Source organism: Thioclava litoralis, assembly GCF_045278885.1.
GTDB lineage: Bacteria > Pseudomonadota > Alphaproteobacteria > Rhodobacterales > Rhodobacteraceae > Thioclava > Thioclava litoralis.
This window is the reverse complement of the sequence record NZ_CP135444.1, coordinates 100,450-118,979: the sequence shown is the minus strand read 5'-3', so window position 1 is coordinate 118,979 and position 18,530 is coordinate 100,450. Positions and strand designations below refer to the sequence as shown.

Genomic DNA, 18,530 nt, shown 5'->3' with positions numbered 1-18,530 from the left:
TTTGGCAGATGACGCTGCGCGGGGGCGGTTAGCCTGCGGGAAATAATAAGGAGACGCCGATGCCTGCCCCTCTTTTGACATTGGAAAGCAGTGACATGCTGCCCGCCGAGGCGGATTGCGTTGTCATCGGCGCAGGGATTGTCGGCACCTGTGCGGCCTATTGGCTGGCGCGGGCAGGGCAGAAGGTTGTCCTGCTGGAAAAGGGCCGCGTGGGCGCCGAACAATCCAGCCGCAACTGGGGCTGGTGCCGCCAGCAGAACCGCGATGCGCGGGAATTGCCTTTGTCGACCAAGTCCCTGGATCTATGGGAGGATATGACCCGCGATATCGGCGAGGATATGGGGTTCAAACGCTGTGGTCTGCTGTATCTGTCCAATGATGCGGCGGAAATCGAGGGCTGGGCGAAATGGGGCGAATTCGCGCGGGGCGAGGGGGTTGATACCCGTATGCTCAGCGCCGCCGAGGCCGCCCTACGCGGAGCCGCCACGCAAAAGCCCTGGGCCGGCGGTGTCTGGTCGCCCAGCGACGGCACGGCGGATCCCTCGCGCGCAGCCCCTGTGATTGCCAAGGGCATTTTGAAACATGGCGGCCATGTGATCCAGAATTGCGCGGCGCGCGGGTTGGAGACCTCCGCAGGGCAGGTCAGCGCCGTGGTGACCGAACGCGGCACCATCAAGACGCAGCAGGTGGTGATGGCAGGCGGCGCCTGGGCATCGAGCTTCCTGCATCAGCTGGGCATCGCCTTCCCGCAGGCCTCGGTGCGCAGCTCGATTCTCTCGGTGGCTCCGGGGGCGGAAGGCATCCCCGAGGCGCTGCATACGGCGGCGGTCTCGATCACGCGGCGCGGCGATGGTGCCTATACACTGGCGATCTCGGGCAAGGCCGCCGTGGACCCGACGCCGGGCATGATCGTTCAGGCCAAGCATTTCCTGCCGATGTTCACCAAGCGCTGGAAAAGCCTCACTCCGGGCGGGTTGCAGGCGTGGAAGGCGGGCTTCGAGACCCGCAAGACATGGGCGCTTGACCAGATCACCCCGATGGAGCGCGCCCGCGTTCTGGATCCCGTGCCCGACAAGGGGCTGGTCACTCTGACCCTGCAACGCGCGCGCGATCTGCTGCCTGCGCTGAAGGTGCTGCCGGTGCAGGCTTCTTGGGCGGGCTTCATCGATTCCACCCCCGATGGTGTGCCGGTGATCGACACCGACACCGGCCTGAAGGGGCTGACGCTGGCGGCGGGCCTGTCGGGCCATGGCTTCGGCATCGGTCCGGGCGTGGGGCATCTGGTGGCCGATATGCTGCTGGGCCGCACCCCCATCACCGAGACCGCGCAATACAAGCTGTCGCGTTTCAACGAAAGCCAATGGGGCAAGGTCTCGAAGTTCTAAGCCAGCATATTATGCTGCCAGAGCGCTTGCGCAGACAATTATGCCGTCGGCGCGGGCGTTTTAACCAGAATTCACGCGCCGGTCTCGCTTAGGCTGGGGCCAAGCATGATGAGGATAGCATGAGTTTCGCATTCGACCCCACTTCGGTCTCTCTGCCTTCGGGCCATTTCATCGGCGGCGACTATGTTGCAGCCCCCGAGGCGATCGAGGTCATCTCGCCCTCGACCGGCCAACGCATCGGCGCCATTGCCTGTGCCGATGCGCAGATGGTGGATCGCGCTGTCGCCTCGGCGCGTCAGGCGTTGAAGACCTCGAACTGGGGCGGGCTTGCTCCGCGTGACCGTGCAAAGGCGCTGCATAAATGGGCCGATCTGATGGAGGCCGAGGCGCCCTATCTGGCGCAACTTGAGGCGATCTGTTCCTCGCGCCCCTATGCGCAGGCGCTCACCGGCGATATCGCGGTCACCGCCGAGCAGATCCGTTTCTTCGCGGAATTCGCCGATAAGGAATGCGGTGATCTGGTGCCCACCTCGGACGGGCAGTTCGGCTATATCTCGGACCATCCCTATGGGGTGATCGGTGCGGTGACCCCGTGGAACTTCCCGATCTCCATGGCGGGCTGGAAGCTGGGCCCCGCGCTTGCGGCAGGCAATGCCGTGGTGATCAAACCTTCCGAGATGACGCCCTATACCACGCTCTATATGGCCGAACTTTCGGTCAAGGCGGGGATTCCGGCGGGTCTGGTGAATGTGGCTCTGGGCGATGGCCCCACCACCGGCAATGCGATCACCGGCCATCCGGGCATCGACAAGGTCTCTTTCACCGGATCGACCCGCGCGGGTGCGGCGATCATGGAAAATATCGCGCGCCATGGCATCAAGCCTATGACGCTGGAGCTGGGCGGCAAAAGCCCGATGCTGGTCTTTGCCGATGCCGATCTGGATAAGGCGGCCGAATGTCTGGCCAAGGGTATCCTGCCCAATGCGGGGCAATTCTGCGTGGCGGGTTCGCGCATTCTGGTCGCGCGTGAGGTGGCTGATGAGCTGTCCGCCAAGCTGATGGCGGAATTTGGCCGCCAGGTGCCCGATGTGACCCATGCGGGGGCTGCGGGTTTCTCGCCCATCATTTCCGCCCGTCAGATGGGGCGTATCGATTCCATCGTGAAGGCGGCCCGTGCCAAGGGCGGCGAGATCCTCTGCGGTGGGGCTGCCTTTGACCGCGAGGGCAGCTTCTACCAGCCGACCCTGATTGCAGGTGTGGATGAGACGAACCCCGCCGTGACAGAGGAAATCTTCGGCCCCGTGGCCACCTTCCAGACCTTTGACAGCGAGGAAGACGCGATGGCGCTGGCGGCACATGACACCTACGGGCTGTGCGCGGGGCTGTTCACGCAAGACCTCTCGCGTGCGCTGCGTCTGAGCGGTCGGCTTGAGGCCGGCACCGTCTGGGTCAACCGCTATGGCCGCTCGCGTGATCACATTCTGCCGACGGGCGGCTGGAAAGCCTCGGGTCTGGGCAAGGACTTGGGCCGCGAGGCTTACCGCGCTAACCGGCGCACGAAATCTGTGCTGATCGATCTGTAATCGGCCAAAGGAGTAAAGATGAAGACCTATACGCTTGCCCTTATCCCCGGTGACGGGATTGGCGTTGATGTGACCGATGCGACGATGGACGTGCTGGATGTGGCTGCGGCCAAATTCGGTTTTGCGCTGAAGCCCACCACCTTCCCGTGGTCCTGTGAATATTATGTCGAGACCGGCAAGATGATGCCCGATGACGGGATCGAGCAGCTGCGCCCCTTCGATGCGATTTATCTGGGGGCAGTGGGTTGGCCGAAGACCGTGCCGGATTCGGTATCGCTGCATGGGCTTTTGCTGCCGATCCGCAAGGCGTTCACCCAATATGCCAATATCCGCCCGCACCGCCTGTTGCCGGGCGTGGAAGGCCCGCTGAAGGCCGAAGGGTTCGACATCCTCTGCATCCGCGAGAATACCGAAGGTGAATATGCCGGAGCCGGTGGCCGCGTGCATCAGGGGCAGGACAATGAGGTAGCGACCGAGGTCTCGATCTTCACCCGCAAGGGCGTCGAACGTATCCTGCGCTTCGGCTTCGAGCAGGCCCGTGCGCGGCGCAAGCATCTGACGAGCGTTACGAAATCCAACGCCCAGAAATACTCGATGGTGTTCTGGGACGAGATGACCGACAAGCTGGCCGCAGACTATCCCGATGTGACCGTCAGCCATATGCATATCGACGCGATGGCCGCCAAGATGGTGATGGCGCCGCAGGATCTGGATGTGATCGTGGCCTCGAACCTCTTTGGCGATATCCTCACCGATCTGGGCGCGGCCATTCAGGGCGGGCTTGGCTTTGCGGCTTCGGCCAATATCTGCCCCGACCGTTCCGTGCCCTCGATGTTCGAGCCGGTGCATGGCTCGGCCCCCGATATCGCGGGTCAAAACATCGCCAACCCGATTGCCGCGATCTGGTCGGGCGCTATGATGCTTGAGCATCTGGGCGAGAAAATCGCCGCCGAGGCCATTCTGGCCGCCATCGAGGCCGCCACCGCCCGTGGCATCGGCACCCGTCCGGGCGCCAGCACCACCGATGAAATTACCGCAGCGGTGAAAGCCGCATTGGAGGCATAAGATGACCCTGCATGAAAGCTTTGATCTGCGCGCCCAGCTGCGCGACCCCGCCTTGTTTGTTGAGGCAGCCCTGATCAATGGCGAGTGGCGCGCACGGGCCGATATGGCGGTGATGAACCCCGCCACCGGCGATGTGCTGGGCCATATGCCCGACAACACCGCCGCCGAGACCGAAGAGGCGATTGCCGCCGCGGCTGAGGCGATGAAGTCGTGGAAGGCCAAGACCCATGCCGAACGCGCCGATATCCTGATGGCGTGGTATGATCTGATGCTGGAGAATGCCGATGATCTGGCGCTGATCCTGACCGCCGAGCAGGGCAAGCCGCTGGCCGAGGCCAAGGGCGAGATCGTCTATGGCGCGTCCTTCCTCCGCTGGTTTGCCGAAGAGGCGCGTCGCATCAACGGCCATATCATCCCCAGCCCCGTGAAGGGCAAAAAGATCTTCGCGATGAAAGAGCCCGTGGGCGTCTGCGCGATCATCACGCCGTGGAACTTCCCGACCGCGATGATCACCCGCAAGGTGGCACCGGGTCTGGCGGCAGGCTGCACGATGGTCATCAAACCCTCGGATTTCACGCCCTATTCGGCGCTGGCGCTGTGCCTGTTGGGTGAACGGGCGGGCATCCCTGCAGGCGTGCTGAACTGCCTGACCGGTCGCCCCGAGGCGATTGGCGGTGCGCTGACCGCAAGCCCCGTTGTGCGCAAACTGTCCTTCACCGGCTCGACCCGTGTGGGCGCGCTGCTGGCGCAGCAATGCGCGCCGACGCTGAAGAAGCTCTCTCTCGAACTCGGCGGCAATGCGCCCTTCATCGTGTTCGATGATGCCGATCTGGATGCGGCTGTCGAAGGGGCTATGGCCTCGAAGTTCCGCAATGGCGGTCAGACCTGCGTCTGTGCCAACCGTCTGCTGGTACAATCGGGTATCCATGACGCTTTCGTGGCCCGCCTCACCGAGAAGGTAGATGCGCTGAAAGTCGGCCCCGGCACGGCGGAAGACACCACCATCGGCCCGATGATCAATTCGGCCGCAATCGACAAGATCAACCGCCATATCGAGGATGCGCTCTCCAAAGGTGCCACCCGCGCGACCAAGAAGCGCGCGCTGAGCGGCCAATATGCTGATCCGACCGTGCTTGTGGGCGCGACGCTGGATATGCAATGCGCCGGCGAAGAGACCTTTGGCCCTGTGGCTCCGGTCTTCAAATTCGAGACCGAGGAAGAGGCGCTGGAGATCGCAAATGGCACGCCCTTCGGTCTGGCGGCCTATTTCTACACCACCGATATGGCCCGTGCCTTCCGCTTTGGCGAGGCGCTGGAAACCGGTCTGGTGGGTCTGAATACCGGTGCGGTCTCCCATGCCGAGGCGCCCTTCGGCGGCGTCAAAGCCTCGGGTCTGGGTCGTGAAGGGGCGCAGGAAGGCATCGAGGAATATCTCGAAACCAAAGCCTTCCACTTCGGCGGGTTGTAAGCTGGCGGGCGGAACGGCCAAGGGCAGGCCTTGAGGTCTGCCTCTGGCCTAGCGGTCTTGCGAAAGGGTCAGCAGGGCCTTGCGGAAATCCGGATTGCTCAGCACGACCTCGCCCGCCCCCAGCGTTTTGGCATGGGACAGCGCCATTGCCACAAGCTGTTGCGCCTGTTCAACCGCCTGTGCAAGCGACAGGTCGTGCCCCAGCCCCGCGATGATCAGCGCGGCAAACAGATCCCCTGTGCCGGGCAGGGCGATCGGAAGTTTGCGTACAGGATGGCGGCTGGGAGGCTCGGGGCCCAGAATGATACTTTCGATATGGCCATCGGCTGTGTCCTCCAATGTGCAGCCGGTCACCACAAGCCGCGCATCCGACCCCATGCCAAGCGCGTGTCGGGCGTGCTCCAGTGCCTCCAGCGTGGTAAAGGGCTGGCCGGTCAGCCATGCCAGTTCGAACGGATTGGGGGTGGCCAGATCGGCCAGCGGCAGGAGCAGGTCGCGCATGACATCGGCAATGGCTTCCGGCACGTAGAGACCCGGCCCGCTATCGCCCAGCACCGGATCGCAGAGATAGAAGAGGTCCGGATTGTCGGCTTTGGCCTGCGCGATGAACGCGGCGGTTTGCCGCGCCACCTCGACCGAACCGATATAGCCCGTCAGAAGGAAATCCGCCCGCTCGGGCAGGCCCCTTTCCTGCGCGCCGCGCAGCAGATCGGCAAAGAAGGCGGCGGGCAGGGCCTGTCCGCGCAGGGTCGGATAGTCGGGGGTGTTCGAAAAGACGACGGTCGGGATGGCTGCGACCTCCAGCCCTGCCGCCTGCATCGGAAAGACTGCCGCCGAATTGCCGACATGGCCAAAGACAACCTGACTTTGGATCGAGATCACGAAAGGCGGATGGGGCATGGCTTGGGATCCGTTGGCTGGCGGCATCGGTCGTGGGATCTTTGCGATACGCTTCCTGCTCGGGCGGGTCAATCGGCGCGGGGCAGCGGTCGGCTATGAAAAAAGGCCGGTCTTGCGACCGGCCAGTTTGGGGGAGTGCCCGTCAGGGAGAAGGCCGGGCTCCGCCTATTCCGCAGGGGACTGGTTGCGCAGGGCCGCATCGCCCTTCTGCAAGAACGAGATTGCCAGTCCCAGTGCGATCAGCAGGACAGGGTAGAGAAGCCCCTGTCCGCCGCGCCCGATGAACAGCAGGCAGACCAGCGCGAGACATCCCAGCGAGAGGAGCCGGTAGGCGGTGCGGCGTTCGAGGCGCAGCAAGGATGCCGCCGCACCGGTATAGAGCAGCAGGAAGTTCTGCCCCGCTGCCGCCAGAAGATGCGACATATCCAGAATACCCGCGCCGACCAGACCGACCACGCTCAGCAGCACGACGACCGTGACCATGACGGCATTCAGAGGCACGTCGTTGCGGATCTGGGCAATCGGGGCCGGAAGCAGCCCGTCGCGGGCGGCGGAATAGACCATGCGCGAGACCGCCCAGATTGCGGCTGACAGATTGGCAAAGATCAGCAGCACGGCGAGTGCGGCAATGGTGATGCGGCCCGCAGGGCCGAAGGACTGGCCGAAAATCTGCGCGAAAGGTGCGGGGCCTGCGCCCAATGCGCCCGCCTTGGCCACAACCAGCGCCAGCACCAGATAGAGCCCCACCGCCAGAAAGAAGGAAAGCGCCATCGCGCGGGGGACGTCCCGCTTGGGGTTGCGGAATTCGCCGCCCAGATTGGCGCTGACTTCCCAGCCGGTAAAGGCGAAGAACACCATCATGAAGACCATGCCCAGATGGCGCAGGTCGGTATCGGCGGATGGTGTGCTGGCTGCCGACAGGTCGAAGGCGGGTTGCACGGCCAGATAGCCCACGATGGCCAGCCCCAGAATGAAGACCAGAACCAGAGAGGCGATGAAGGTGTTGACCCGTCCGGCCATTTCGGCAGACAGGAAATTGACCCCCAGAGCGGCCACGATCAGCGCGCCTGCATATACTGCCGCGGGGCCGCCAAAGGTTGCGGCGACGTAATGCCCGCCGGTCAGAGCCACAGCGGGCAGCCCTACCGAAACCGCCCCCAGAAACAGCAAGGTTGCACAGATCCGGCCGGATTTGCCAAAGGCGTGGCCCATGATAGAGGCGATGCCGCCCGCATCGGGGTAGCGCCGCCCGAGAATGGCGAAGACCCAAAGCAGAGGGGCGGCGGCCACCGCGCAGGCGATCCAGATCAGGGTCGCGGAGCTACCCACTTCCTGTACCGCCAGTCCCGGCAGCGTCAACAGACCCGCCCCCAGAACGATATTGAGCATCATCGCCGTGCCGCGCGTGACGCCAAGGGATTTTTTCAGCTCAGCCATGATCGGCAAGCTCGACGGCATGGAACGAAATCAGATAGCGCACGCCCTCGTCCAATGCGACAGAGCCGTGGCGCACCCCCGCCGGTAGCGAGATCACGGCCCCCGCGCCGCAGATCTGTTCGCCCCCCTCCCAGTAGAAGCGCGCCTGTCCTTCCAGCACCACAAGCGTTTCATCGGTCGGGTGCTGGTGCCATGCATGTTCCTTGCCCGGCGCGTCCTGCTGGACCTCGATACAGCCCTGCTGTGGCATGAGCTTTTCGATGATCGACCAGTAATCGGCCTTGGCGAGTGCGATCTGTTTGACCGAGGGCGTCGCGGTGGTTTCGGGTGTCGATGTCAGGTCTTTCATGGGGTTATCCTTCCTTGACGAGCTGCAGACGGGCCTCGCCCAGCCGATGGAACGGGCAGGCGGGGGTCTCGTTGGTATCGTCGATGAAATATTGTGTATATTCGCGGTTGGCCGGATCGCCGTAATGGCCCAGCGAGGGCGAGGGGGCGATCAGGTCGTAATCTTCCAACAGGTCGCGCACGCGCTTGAGCGAACGCTGGACCCCCGGCTCGTCGCTATCGGTGATGCCGTTGAACACCCAGCGCGGCTGGAAGGTGATCATGAAGCTGCTGGCGCGGCGGCTTTGACGCATGACATGGGCGGGTGTGTTGCACACCACGAAAATCGGTTCGCCGCCAAAGGAGAATTCCCATGTCGGATCATCGAGATTGCGGGAGACCCCGTCGGGTTGGGGGCTGTCATCCAGTGCGACGAGACCGTCAAGCAGGTCCCAGAACTGTTCGCGGTAACGGTCGAAGGACTGAACCGGACCGGGACGGGCAAAGATGACCAGCGAGGTCATCGGGCCGATCCCGCGCGCCTGGGCAAGATAGGATTTCAGGATGGGGGCCAGAGTTTCCGGTGTCAGCGGGTCGGGGAAAGCGAAGCGCAGGCGATCCGCTTTGAAACCGGCAACGCCGAAGACACAGGGGAAGGGGCGGCTCTTGCTTGTCAATGCAGTGTCGAATTCACAGAAAACGGTCTTTTCCCAGCTTTGTCCGGAAAAAGCCTCGGTGACCTCGCTACTCTTGAAGACTAAATCCATGAATCATGATCCCTTCGTTGAATGACATGGTAAGTGTGGCCGCCTTGACGTGGCGCCGCCTACAATTCAAAACGCAATTCTCTCTTCGTTTCGAAGAAAAACTCGTTATCCTGACACGTAATGGGAGAGTTTCGATGCGTTTGAGTCCGACAGAGAACCTGATTTTGGAATTGCTGCGCGAAAACAGTCGCCGGTCTCTGACCGAGATTGCCGATATTGTCGGCCTGTCGCGCCCGACGGTGAAATATCATGTCGACAAGCTGATCGAGAGTAAGGTCATCAGCCGTTTCACGATCGAGGTGGACACGACGCAGGTGGATTCGGTCACCGGCACGCGGGCGATGTTCGATCTGCAACTCAAGCGCAATACCTGCTCGATCGTCTACGCCTCGATCCAGCGCTGGAGCGAGGTGGTCTCAGCATGGTCGCTGACGGGCGATACCGACATGCGTATTCTGCTGGAGGCGGCCAATCTGAGCATTCTCGAAGAGCTGCGTGACCGTTTGTCACGGCATCCCGAGGTGCTGACCGTCACGACGTCTGTCATTCTGAAGTCGTGGCGGGAAAAGACCTGAAAGCGCGCGCATTCTGCGGCGGAACCGGCTCTTTACGAGCTTCATGTGTCATGCGGTTGCGGGGCAGGGTTTATGTTGGGCCGGATTTTCTGGCGCAGGGGATATCGCAAACAGAAACGGGGCACCTGTCGGCCCCCGTGTTTGATCTGGCTGTTTGATCTGGCATCGTCAGGTTCTGGCGATGGTGCGCCCTCTGCGCTCTGTCAGGCGGTATGGTTGGGCGAGCCGGAAACGATGGTGCCACCGCCCGAGGTTTTGGAGCCGACAATCGCCACCGGTCGCCCGTCAAGGGTCTGCTGCGACGACCCTGTGACAATGGTGCAGCCGCAGGCGCATTTATCGCCCACCCGTGCAATCGGCTTGCCATCCGCCATTGCCGTGCCGCCGGAGACGATCACATTGGTTCCGTGACCCTGTTTGGGGCAAACATGTTTATCGCCCACCCGTGCGACCTGTGGCATCAGCTGTCCTCCTTGGCGGCGGCGCATTCCTCGCAAAGCGGCAGGCCTTCCTTGGCCGCCATCTGCAGCGTCGGCACCTGAGCCGAGCCAGACCCACCCATAGAGACCGCGCCCTTGAGGTTGATCTTGGCCGCTTCCAGCGTGATCCCCGAGGCGTCGATGGTGATCTTGCCCCCCGGACCCTTGATCTGGAATTTCTCGAAGGCCATCAGCGTGTGCTTGCCGGTATTATTGGTGATCGAGCTGCCCACATCCAGCGTGAATTTCCCCGCAACCTCGCCCTGATAATTGCGGCCTACCTCATAGAGGTGGTCGGCATAGATCGATTGTTTGTGGATATTGCCGACGCGATGGATGTGGTCCTTGCCGTAGTTTTCCTGCTGGTTGCGGGCCACATCGTAATACATATCCTGACCGATATTCTCGCGGTGGTCATTGCCGACCGAGATCGTCTTGTCATGGCCAATCGATTCCGACTGGTCATTGCCCACGGTCTTGGAACGGTCATGGCCGATGGAATGGCTCTCGTCATTCTCGATGATTGTATTGTGGTCTTTCTGCGCATGCATGAAGACCTCTTCGCGGTCTTTCTCGTCCTCGAAGCGGAATTCGTTATAGCCCGAGCCCTGATGGGTGTCGGATTTGAAGGTCGAGACAGTCTTATTGGCGGGCAGATCATAGGGCACGGCATTTTTGCCGTTATAGACACAGCCCGTGACCAGCGGCTTGTCGGGGTCGCCGTCGAGGAATTCGACCACGACCTCCATGCCTATCCGCGGGATCACCATGCCGCCCCAGCCGTTGCCGGCCCAGCTTTGCGAGACACGGCAGCGCATCGAATAATCGGCGTCCAGATCCCAGTGGAATTGCACCAGAATACGGCCATATTCGTCGCAATCGATCTCGCCATCGCCCACAACGACCGCCGTCTGCGGGCCTTTCACATCGGCGCGCGGGGTCTTCAGTTCGGGCACCAGAGGCGCCGAAGACGGCATCAGGATATAGCGCCCCGAATAGGCATATCCATCGCCTTCGGTCCCGCCCGAGCCGTAATTATCCGAGGTATAGGAATGGCTTGCGGAGAGGCAGATATATTCCTCACCAATCCCCGGAACGGTGTCGCCCGCCAGATCGACCCGCGTGCCACCGCGCAGGGTGATGATGTCGCCCACCGCTTCATAGCGGCGATCCTGACCGCGCTCGCCCTGCGTACGCAGCTGCGCCACAACACGCCCGCGCGATTGCGCCAGATAATCGCCGGGCCAGTCGAAGCTCTCGATCTGCCCCTGAGCATACTCGGCATCGCCGATCTGATCGGTCTCCATCGCGGCATTCGGGGTCTTGAAGTTGTAATCCGTCAGGCGGATCGCGCCGGTGGTGATGCGCCGCGCCGGATGCCAGTCCCAGAAATGCGCGAAATCGGCCTGATGGTGGCCATCGTCGGGCTTGAAGGGCACGGCGCCGATGGTCGCATGGGCCTCGACGGCATCGGAAAGCACCATCTCATGCGCGCCTTCGGAATGGGTGAAATGATAGCTGATGCCGTGGCGCTCCATCATCCGCGTGGCGAAAGCCATATCGGATTCGCGGTATTGCACGGTATATTCCAGCTCGGGGTAGTCATTCGCCAGATTGACCGTCAGCTTGCCCGCATCCGAGTAGCTTCCCAAAAGCTCGGTCAGGATCTCGACCACGGTTTTATTATGGAAGATCCGCTGGTTGCGGCGGAGGCTAGCCAAGAAGAACCACGGCTGAAGGCGTAGCCGATACTTGTGGCCGTTGTCGCCGGTGCCCAGCCAACGGGCCTCGGTCACGATCCCGTCGAAATACTGGTCACTCCCCTCGCGGGTGACAAGCGCAACGCTTGCATGCGTCCCGATCAGCGCGTCGAAATCGACATCCGCCGAAGAGGCCAGACAGTCCACCTGATAGTCATAGAGCGCGTTGATATGGTCGGTCCCATCGAACCGCTGCAGCACCAGCTCATCCGTGCCGAGAACCGTGGTGAGCCGCCCCATACGGGCATCCTGCGAGAAAAATACAGACATAATAAGAGCCAGTGCTGAAAACTTTGGCTTACCTTACAGGCAAGATAATGCGGGTTTCAAGATCCGGTGAGGCCTTGTGTGCATAAAGCCGCCATTCTGCCCGCGCCGCTGGGCGGCAGCATCGGCGTAAAGGCGTATTGGCATCTGCCGCGCGATGCCGCATCTTGCCGCCGAAATCATGTCTGCGGTCTTCCGAAAGCAAGGATACTCATGTCACGGCCCCTCGCGCTTTTCCTGACGGCTCTCGTCATTCTGGCCTCTTATGGCGTCCCCTACCTTCTGTTGGGCGATATCGCTGCATGGTATGGCTGCTTCCTGTTCTGGGCACTGGCCGGTCTTGCGGTGATCGGTCTCAATGTCGTGGCCACGGCAGGCTTTGCCGCGCAAGAGGAGGATACGCAATGACCGTGTCTCTGGTGTTGTGGGGTGTGGTTCTTTATGTCCTGCTCTCTTCGGTCGTCGCCTATCTGTCACGCCAGCGCGGTCCGCAGGGCGGCCAATCGATGTCGCGCTATTTTCTGGGCAACCGCTCGATGGGCGGGGTCGTCTCGGCGCTCAGTTACTCGGCCACGACCTATTCGGCCTTCATGATGGTCGGGCTGGCGGGGCTGACCTATAAGGGCGGGGTCGGCGCGCTAGGCTTCGAGATTATCTATTTCGCCGGTGTCTCGCTGGTGTCGATCTTCGGGCCGCGCTTCTGGAAAGCGGCCCGCCGTCATGCCTTTGTCACCCCCTCCGAAATGCTGGGAAAGCGCTATGGTTCGCGCTGGGTGGCGGTTGCGGCGGGGCTGACGGCGCTGGGGTTCCTGATCCCCTATTCGGCGGTGCAGCTTGCGGGGGTGGGGTATCTGCTGTCGGGGATGACCCAAGGCGCGATCCCGTTCGGGGCGGGGGTCGTGCTGGCCACGCTTCTGGCCATCGCTTTTTCCTTCGTTGCCGGTATCCGTTCCGTGATGTGGACCGATAGCCTGCAGGCCCTTGTGATGATTGTGGCCTCGGTGCTGGTCGGGGGGCTTGTGGTGGCCAGACTCGGCGGCCCCGCGGTCCTGTTTGAGACCATCGCCAGCCGTGCGCCGCAGATGTTGCAGGTGCCCGGTCCGGGTCTTTTCAGCTTCCCGACCTTTCTGGGGCTGACCATTCCGTGGTTCTTCTTCGCGATCTCCAACCCGCAGGTGAGCCAGCGTCTGTTCATGCCGAAATCTCTGGCGGCCTTGCGACAGATGCTGTTGATTTTCCTGTGTTTCGGGCTGGTCTATACGCTTGTTTCGGTCCTGTGGGGGTTTTCGGCCTTTGTGGCGTTCCCCGATCTGGCAACCCCCGATCTGGCGACCGCGACCCTGCTGGCCTCGGACTATGTGCCGCCCGTGCTGGGGGTGGTGGTGATGGTCGGGATTCTCGCCGCGGCGGTCTCGACAATCGATTCCATCCTGCTGACGCTTTCCTCCATCTTTGCCCGTGACGTCTATGGCAATCTGCGCCCCGACGCGCCCGAACGCCGCCAGCTCTGGGTGGGGAAGGCTGTCATTCCGGTAATCTCCGTTCTGGCGCTGGTCTTCGCAACCTTGCAGCTTTCGATGATCTCCATTCTGTCGGTTGCGGCCTCTGCGGGGCTGGTGGTGGTGGTTCCGGCCACGATCGGTGCGTTTTTCTGGCGCAGGGGGACGGCCACGGGGGCGTTGCTCTCCATTCTGGGCGGGGTGGCGTTCGTGCTGTGGATGTATCTGAGCGGGAACCGGCTGTTCGGGCTGAATGCCGGTGTTCTGGGCTTTCCGGTGGCCAGCCTGCTCTTTGTGGCGGGAAGCCTGCTGACACGTCCCAAGGCGACAGCGACCACCGAAGGCTTCCTGCCCATGTCTTCGGACTGACTGCCGCACCAAGGCGGCGCGGCGTTCCGGACGGAAGGAAACGGGCGCGCCGTCTTAAGCCGTCTTAAGGCGTCAGTCTTTTGCCACTCCGGTCAGGGCTGTCCGGTTAGGGCGGTTCGGGCAAGTGCGGCCATGCGCGAGATGGCATCCGCCAGTTCCGCATCCGGAACCGTCAGCGCGACGCGGATCAGATCGCGCCCCTGCGCCCCGAAAGCCGAGCCGGGCATGACCGCCACATTCTCTTCGTCCAGCAGCCGCCACGCGAAAGCCTCGCCATCCATGCCGGTTTGCGACACGTCGATCATGGCAAACATGCCGCCCGAGGGCATGTGGCAGGACAGCCCCGTGCTCTCTTCGATCATGCGTGTCACCATGCGCGCCCGCCGTCCGAGCGCCGTGCGCAGCTGGGCGCTGGTGGTGTGATTGCCGCGCAGTGCGGCGGTCGTCATATCGGCGATGAAGGGCTGGTTCCCAAAGAGCATGGTTTCCGAGATCGGCAGCAGCCTGCGCGAAAATTCGACCGGACCGATGGACCAGCCGCTGCGGAAGCCGGTTGCCGCATGGCTTTTGGAAATCGAGGACACCACAATGGTGCGCTCGCGCAGCGCATCGATTTCCAGTGGCGAGGCGAAGCCGCCCTCGAAGATCAGTGCCTCGTAGACCTCGTCGCAGACAATCCACAGATCATGCGCAATAGCCAGCGCGCCAAGCGCCTCCAATGTGTTGCGGTCGAGCACCGCGCCGGTCGGGTTATGCGGCGTGTTCAACAGCAGCACGCGGCTTTCAGGGGTGATCGCGGCGGCCAGATCTTCGGGTTGCATGATAAATCCGTGCCGCATCTGTAGCGGCACGGGCTGCATTATGGCGCCGGTCGAGCGGATGACCCCTTCATAGGTGGCGTAATAGGGATCGCCCAGCAAGACCGCATCGCCGCTTTGCACCAGCGCAGTCATCACGGCAAACAGGGCGGTCTGGGTGCCGGGGAAGCACAGGATATTCTCGTCACGGATCGTGGGCAGTCTGGGGCGGTAGAGATCGGCCAGCGCGGCGACCAGATCGGGCTCGCCGCGTCCGTTCGAATATCGGGTCCGGCCTGCCTTGAGGGCGCGCACGCATTCCTCCACCAGTTCGGGCGCGGGGGCGATATCGGGTTCGCCAATGGTCAGTTCCAGGATGTCCTGCCCTTGGGCAACCCTGTCACGCGCGGCAAAATGCACCGCCCATTTGTCACTTCCAAGAGTATAGAGCCTGTCGGTCACCGAAGCGTAGCGCATGGAAAAATCCTTTCGAGCCTGCGAGGAGGCAGGCATTCTCAAGAGGCAATTTGATGTTGGGTCAGACTGTCTTTGGGGAGATGCAGCAGGCCTTCCGCTGCCTGAAGGGCGATCAGGGGCAGGCGTTCGGGGTCATAAATCCCGTGGTCCAGAGACCCCTCGATCCAGAGGCCGTCGATCAGCCCGTTCAGCGCGATGGCCAGATCATGGCACAGGGGCGCGTCATGGGGCAGCTCACAGGCATGGCGGGCATCGCGGATCAGCGTGGCAAGCAGGTCGAGGAATTCCTGATAGCTGGCGCGATGGATCTGCGAATATCCCGGCTCGTGCTCGACCCGCCCGATAAAGGTCGACCAGAGCGAGACTTTGCGCGCCGAAAGGTTCGGGCGCATCAGGTTGGCCGAGATGAAACCGGCCAGAGACTGTGCAGGCGTCAGCGCGCGGGTTTGCGCCACCGCCTCGGCCTGACCGGTCAACTGGGTCATCAGATGGGCATAGGCCGCCCGCAGCATTTCCTCTTTCGAGCCGAAATAATGGCGGATCAATCCGGCCGTGACACCGGCGCGCTCGGCAATCTTGCGGGCGCTGGCACCATTCAGCCCGTCTTCCCCGATACAGGCCAGTGTCGCTTCAAGAAGCTCCAGACGGCGGGCATCTTCTGGCAGGCGCTGGAATGTTTTTCGGCTCATAACGGGGCCCTCTCTGTTGCTTTTTCGCGCGGAAAGTCCCAAAGACGGGGCGATGAAAGAAACAAACTGCCTAGCATTGGTGCGTAGTGCGGTGCGGGTGCCTGTGAAATGAGCATAGTTCGACATCTCCATTCTGGCGGGGCGCTGTTACGGCAGTGCGTGTTTCTGAGACGGGTCTTATGCTGTTATACGATCGTATAGTAATGGCCAAAAGACAAGACACCTTCGCAATTTTTCGTAACAGGCGCAGCCAGAACTTCTCCGGTAGATCATGACCCCGACCATCGAAATCGACAATCTGCACAAAAGCTTCGGCCCGCTTGAGGTTCTCAAGGGGGTCTCTCTGAAAGCCTATCCCGGCGATGTGGTCGCGGTGATCGGCGGCTCCGGCTCGGGCAAGTCCACGATGCTGCGCTGCATCAACCTGCTCGAGGTGCCCAGCTCGGGGGTGATCCGCATCAAGGGCGAGGCCTATGAGCTACGCAAGACCCGCTCCGGCGAGATGGAGCCTGCCAACCGCCAGCAGGTGCAGCGGATTCGGGCGCATCTGGGCATGGTTTTCCAGTCGTTCAATCTCTGGCCGCACCGCACCGTTCTGGGCAATGTGACTGAAGTGCCGATCCATGTGCTGGGGCTGTCGCGGGACGAGGCGGAGGCGCGGGCGATTGCCTATCTGGAACGGGTCGGGCTGGGCGACAAGCTGCAGGCATGGCCCTCGCAGCTTTCGGGTGGCCAACAGCAGCGCGCGGCGATTGCGCGGGTGCTGGCCGTTGATCCCCATGCCATGCTGCTCGACGAGCCGACGTCGGCGCTGGACCCCGAGCTTGTGGGCGAGGTGCTGGCCGTGCTGCGCGATCTGGCGCAGGAAAAGCGCACGATGGTTCTGGTCACCCACGAGATGGCCTTTGCCCGTGATGTCGCAAGCCATGTCGTCTATCTGCGCGACGGCCGCATCGAAGAGCAGGGCCCGCCCCAGCAGATCTTCGGGGCGCCGCAATCGCCGCATCTGCAGCAATTTCTTCGCTCGGTCAGCTAGGCCCTAGGCGCTGCCGTTTTCTCCTCAACCTGAATCATCCGATAAAGGACTGCATATGATCAGAAAAATCGCCCTGACCCTGTTGGTCACCGCCGGTATGGCCATCCCTGCTATGGCTGAAACCCTGAAGGTCGGTGTCTCGGCTGAACCCTATCCGCCCTTCTATACCCCCGATGCCGATGGCAACTGGAGTGGTTGGGAAATCGACCTTATGCATGAGGTCTGCAAACGGATCGACGCGGATTGTGTGGTGGCACCCGTGGCATGGGAAGGGATCATTCCCGCGCTGAATACCGGCAAGATCGATATGATCATGGGCTCGATGGCGATTACCGCCGAGCGTGCCAAGCAGATCGCCTTCTCGGATAAATACTATGACTCGCCGACCGGTATTCTGGCCGCGAAATCGCTCGACATCACCCCCGATGCCGAAGGCGTGAAGGGGCTGTATATCGGCACGCAATCCGGCTCGAGCCAGGAGAATTTCGTCAATGCCCATCTGGCCGATAGCGCCAGTGGCGTGCGCGTCTACCAGACGCTGGACGAAGAGCTGCAGGATCTTGCCGCAGGCCGGATCGATGCGGTGGTCGGCGATACGCTGGCGATGCAGCCCTTCATCGAATCCGACGAAGGGAAAGCCTGCTGCCATTATGTCGGTGCTGTGAAGGGCGACCCCGAAACGCTGGGTCGTGGCGTGGGCGTCGGCGTGCGCCAGAAAGACACCGAACTTCTGGCGCGGGTCAATAAGGCCATTGCCGATATTCGTGCCGACGGGACCTATGACACCCTGTCCAAGCGGTATTTCACGATTGATATCTACGGCGAATAAGCGGTGGGGCCGGGCGTTCAGGCGCCCGGTCTTCCGGCTTTTACCCTGACAGAAGGAGCAACCGTATCATGGCGACGGGGATAGATTTCAGCCTGCTGGCCTTGAACGCGCCGGGATGGGGCGGGACCCTTCTGACGGGGTTCGTGCGCTCGGTCGAACTGGCCGCTGGGGGCTATCTGCTTGGCATTGTGATCGGCATTATCGGCGCGGTCTCGAAACTCTATGGCGGGCGCGTGCTGCGGGATGTGGCCGAGCTTTACACCATTCTCATCCGCGCGGTGCCCGAGCTGGTGCTGATGCTGCTGTTTTACTATGTCGGCACCGATCTGGCCAATAAGGCGATGCAGGCGATGGGCTATGAGGGCTTCGACATCAATGGCCTGACGGCGGGGATCTTGGTGATCGGGCTGGTGCAGGGAGGCTATGCGACCGAAGTCATCCGCGGGGCGATCAAGGCGGTGCCCTATGGCCAGATCGAGGCGGCCCATGCTTTCGGTATGTCCTCGCGCAAGGTGCTGACCCGTGTGACACTTCCCGCCATGACGCCACATGCCCTGCCGGGGATGGCCAATCTGTGGATGATCGCCACCAAAGATACCGCGCTTCTGGCGGTGATCGGCTTCTCCGAGTTGACGCTGGCAACCCGTCAGGCGGCGTCGGCGACGCGGTCCTATTTTCTGTTCTTTTTCGCGGCGGGGGCGCTTTATCTGGCCCTGACGCTTGTGTCCAATCTCGGTTTGCGCTGGTTCGAGAAACGCGCGCGCCGTGGTCTGGCCCGCTGATCTGGGAAGCCCGAGATGCCTGATAGCGATATTGTCACC

The 18,530-nt window shown here is 62.2% G+C and carries 18 protein-coding genes; 10 read left to right on the top strand and 8 right to left on the bottom strand.

Annotated elements, in window-relative coordinates; all coding sequences use genetic code 11:
• The first annotated feature begins 59 nt into the window (after positions 1 to 59).
• The 4 genes from RPE78_RS14245 to RPE78_RS14230 all read left to right on the top strand — a co-directional run bounded on the left by RPE78_RS14245 (position 60) and on the right by RPE78_RS14230 (position 5,501).
• Complete coding sequence (locus RPE78_RS14245) at positions 60 to 1,385, top strand: FAD-binding oxidoreductase (RefSeq protein WP_330647180.1); 1,326 nt, start codon at positions 60 to 62, stop codon at positions 1,383 to 1,385.
• 119 nt (positions 1,386 to 1,504) lie between these two features.
• Positions 1,505 to 2,968: an aldehyde dehydrogenase family protein gene (locus RPE78_RS14240; protein WP_330647179.1), complete on the top strand. Its 1,464-nt coding sequence runs from the start codon at positions 1,505 to 1,507 to the stop codon at positions 2,966 to 2,968.
• A gap of 18 nt (positions 2,969 to 2,986) precedes the next feature.
• The gene (locus tag RPE78_RS14235; RefSeq protein WP_330647178.1) at positions 2,987 to 4,033 is read left to right on the top strand and encodes a tartrate dehydrogenase; all 1,047 of its coding nucleotides are present in this window, start codon (positions 2,987 to 2,989) and stop codon (positions 4,031 to 4,033) included.
• A gap of 1 nt (position 4,034) precedes the next feature.
• Entirely contained in the window at positions 4,035 to 5,501 is a 1,467-nt protein-coding gene (locus tag RPE78_RS14230; protein ID WP_330647177.1) for an NAD-dependent succinate-semialdehyde dehydrogenase, read from the top strand.
• 48 nt (positions 5,502 to 5,549) lie between these two features.
• Here the strand turns inward: RPE78_RS14230 and pdxY are convergent, their stop codons facing one another.
• The 4 genes from pdxY to RPE78_RS14210 form a co-directional block, all read right to left on the bottom strand.
• Positions 5,550 to 6,401 carry a pyridoxal kinase gene (pdxY, locus tag RPE78_RS14225; RefSeq protein WP_330647176.1) on the bottom strand — a complete coding sequence of 284 codons (852 nt, stop codon included), beginning with the start codon at positions 6,399 to 6,401 and terminating at the stop codon, positions 5,550 to 5,552.
• 165 nt (positions 6,402 to 6,566) lie between these two features.
• The gene (locus RPE78_RS14220; protein ID WP_330647175.1) at positions 6,567 to 7,838 is read right to left on the bottom strand and encodes an amino acid permease; all 1,272 of its coding nucleotides are present in this window, start codon (positions 7,836 to 7,838) and stop codon (positions 6,567 to 6,569) included.
• Positions 7,831 to 8,187: a cupin domain-containing protein gene (locus RPE78_RS14215; protein WP_330647174.1), complete on the bottom strand. Its 357-nt coding sequence runs from the start codon at positions 8,185 to 8,187 to the stop codon at positions 7,831 to 7,833. Before RPE78_RS14215 ends, RPE78_RS14220 begins: the two co-directional genes overlap by 8 nt.
• Before the next feature lie 4 nt (positions 8,188 to 8,191).
• Positions 8,192 to 8,932: a YqcI/YcgG family protein gene (locus RPE78_RS14210; protein ID WP_330647173.1), complete on the bottom strand. Its 741-nt coding sequence runs from the start codon at positions 8,930 to 8,932 to the stop codon at positions 8,192 to 8,194.
• A 134-nt stretch (positions 8,933 to 9,066) separates the two neighbouring features.
• Between RPE78_RS14210 and RPE78_RS14205 the strand changes: the two genes are divergently transcribed.
• On the top strand, positions 9,067 to 9,507 hold the full coding sequence (locus RPE78_RS14205; RefSeq protein ID WP_330647172.1) for an Lrp/AsnC family transcriptional regulator: 441 nt from the start codon (positions 9,067 to 9,069) through the stop codon (positions 9,505 to 9,507).
• A 203-nt stretch (positions 9,508 to 9,710) separates the two neighbouring features.
• On the opposite strand, the gene RPE78_RS14200 is transcribed toward RPE78_RS14205, so the two are convergent.
• Positions 9,711 to 9,968 carry a PAAR domain-containing protein gene (locus RPE78_RS14200; RefSeq protein WP_330647171.1) on the bottom strand — a complete coding sequence of 86 codons (258 nt, stop codon included), beginning with the start codon at positions 9,966 to 9,968 and terminating at the stop codon, positions 9,711 to 9,713.
• Positions 9,968 to 12,016, bottom strand: coding sequence for a type VI secretion system tip protein TssI/VgrG (locus RPE78_RS14195; protein ID WP_330647170.1), 2,049 nt, complete (start codon positions 12,014 to 12,016; stop codon positions 9,968 to 9,970). Before RPE78_RS14195 ends, RPE78_RS14200 begins: the two co-directional genes overlap by 1 nt.
• Positions 12,017 to 12,226: 210 nt before the next feature.
• Here RPE78_RS14195 and RPE78_RS14190 point away from each other — a divergent pair, with 210 nt between their 5' ends.
• Entirely contained in the window at positions 12,227 to 12,421 is a 195-nt protein-coding gene (locus tag RPE78_RS14190) for a hypothetical protein (RefSeq protein WP_330647169.1), read from the top strand.
• Positions 12,418 to 13,881, top strand: coding sequence for a sodium:solute symporter family protein (locus RPE78_RS14185; protein WP_330647168.1), 1,464 nt, complete (start codon positions 12,418 to 12,420; stop codon positions 13,879 to 13,881). The genes RPE78_RS14190 and RPE78_RS14185 overlap by 4 nt, the downstream gene beginning before the upstream one ends.
• A gap of 92 nt (positions 13,882 to 13,973) precedes the next feature.
• Here RPE78_RS14185 and RPE78_RS14180 read toward each other — a convergent pair whose 3' ends face one another.
• Positions 13,974 to 15,155 carry a pyridoxal phosphate-dependent aminotransferase gene (locus RPE78_RS14180; protein WP_330647167.1) on the bottom strand — a complete coding sequence of 394 codons (1,182 nt, stop codon included), beginning with the start codon at positions 15,153 to 15,155 and terminating at the stop codon, positions 13,974 to 13,976.
• Between the two features lie 38 nt (positions 15,156 to 15,193).
• Positions 15,194 to 15,844 carry a TetR family transcriptional regulator C-terminal domain-containing protein gene (locus tag RPE78_RS14175; RefSeq protein ID WP_330647166.1) on the bottom strand — a complete coding sequence of 217 codons (651 nt, stop codon included), beginning with the start codon at positions 15,842 to 15,844 and terminating at the stop codon, positions 15,194 to 15,196.
• Between the two features lie 271 nt (positions 15,845 to 16,115).
• On the opposite strand from RPE78_RS14175, the gene RPE78_RS14170 reads away from it, so the two are divergent.
• From RPE78_RS14170 to RPE78_RS14160, 3 genes are all read left to right on the top strand, one after another.
• Positions 16,116 to 16,880, top strand: a complete 765-nt coding sequence (locus tag RPE78_RS14170; protein WP_330647165.1) for an ATP-binding cassette domain-containing protein — start codon at positions 16,116 to 16,118, stop codon at positions 16,878 to 16,880.
• A 55-nt stretch (positions 16,881 to 16,935) separates the two neighbouring features.
• A complete protein-coding gene (locus RPE78_RS14165) occupies positions 16,936 to 17,709 on the top strand; it encodes a transporter substrate-binding domain-containing protein (protein ID WP_330647164.1) in 774 nt (257 codons plus the stop codon).
• Between the two features lie 68 nt (positions 17,710 to 17,777).
• Positions 17,778 to 18,491, top strand: coding sequence for an ABC transporter permease subunit (locus tag RPE78_RS14160; RefSeq protein WP_330647163.1), 714 nt, complete (start codon positions 17,778 to 17,780; stop codon positions 18,489 to 18,491).
• Positions 18,492 to 18,530: the final 39 nt, after the last annotated feature.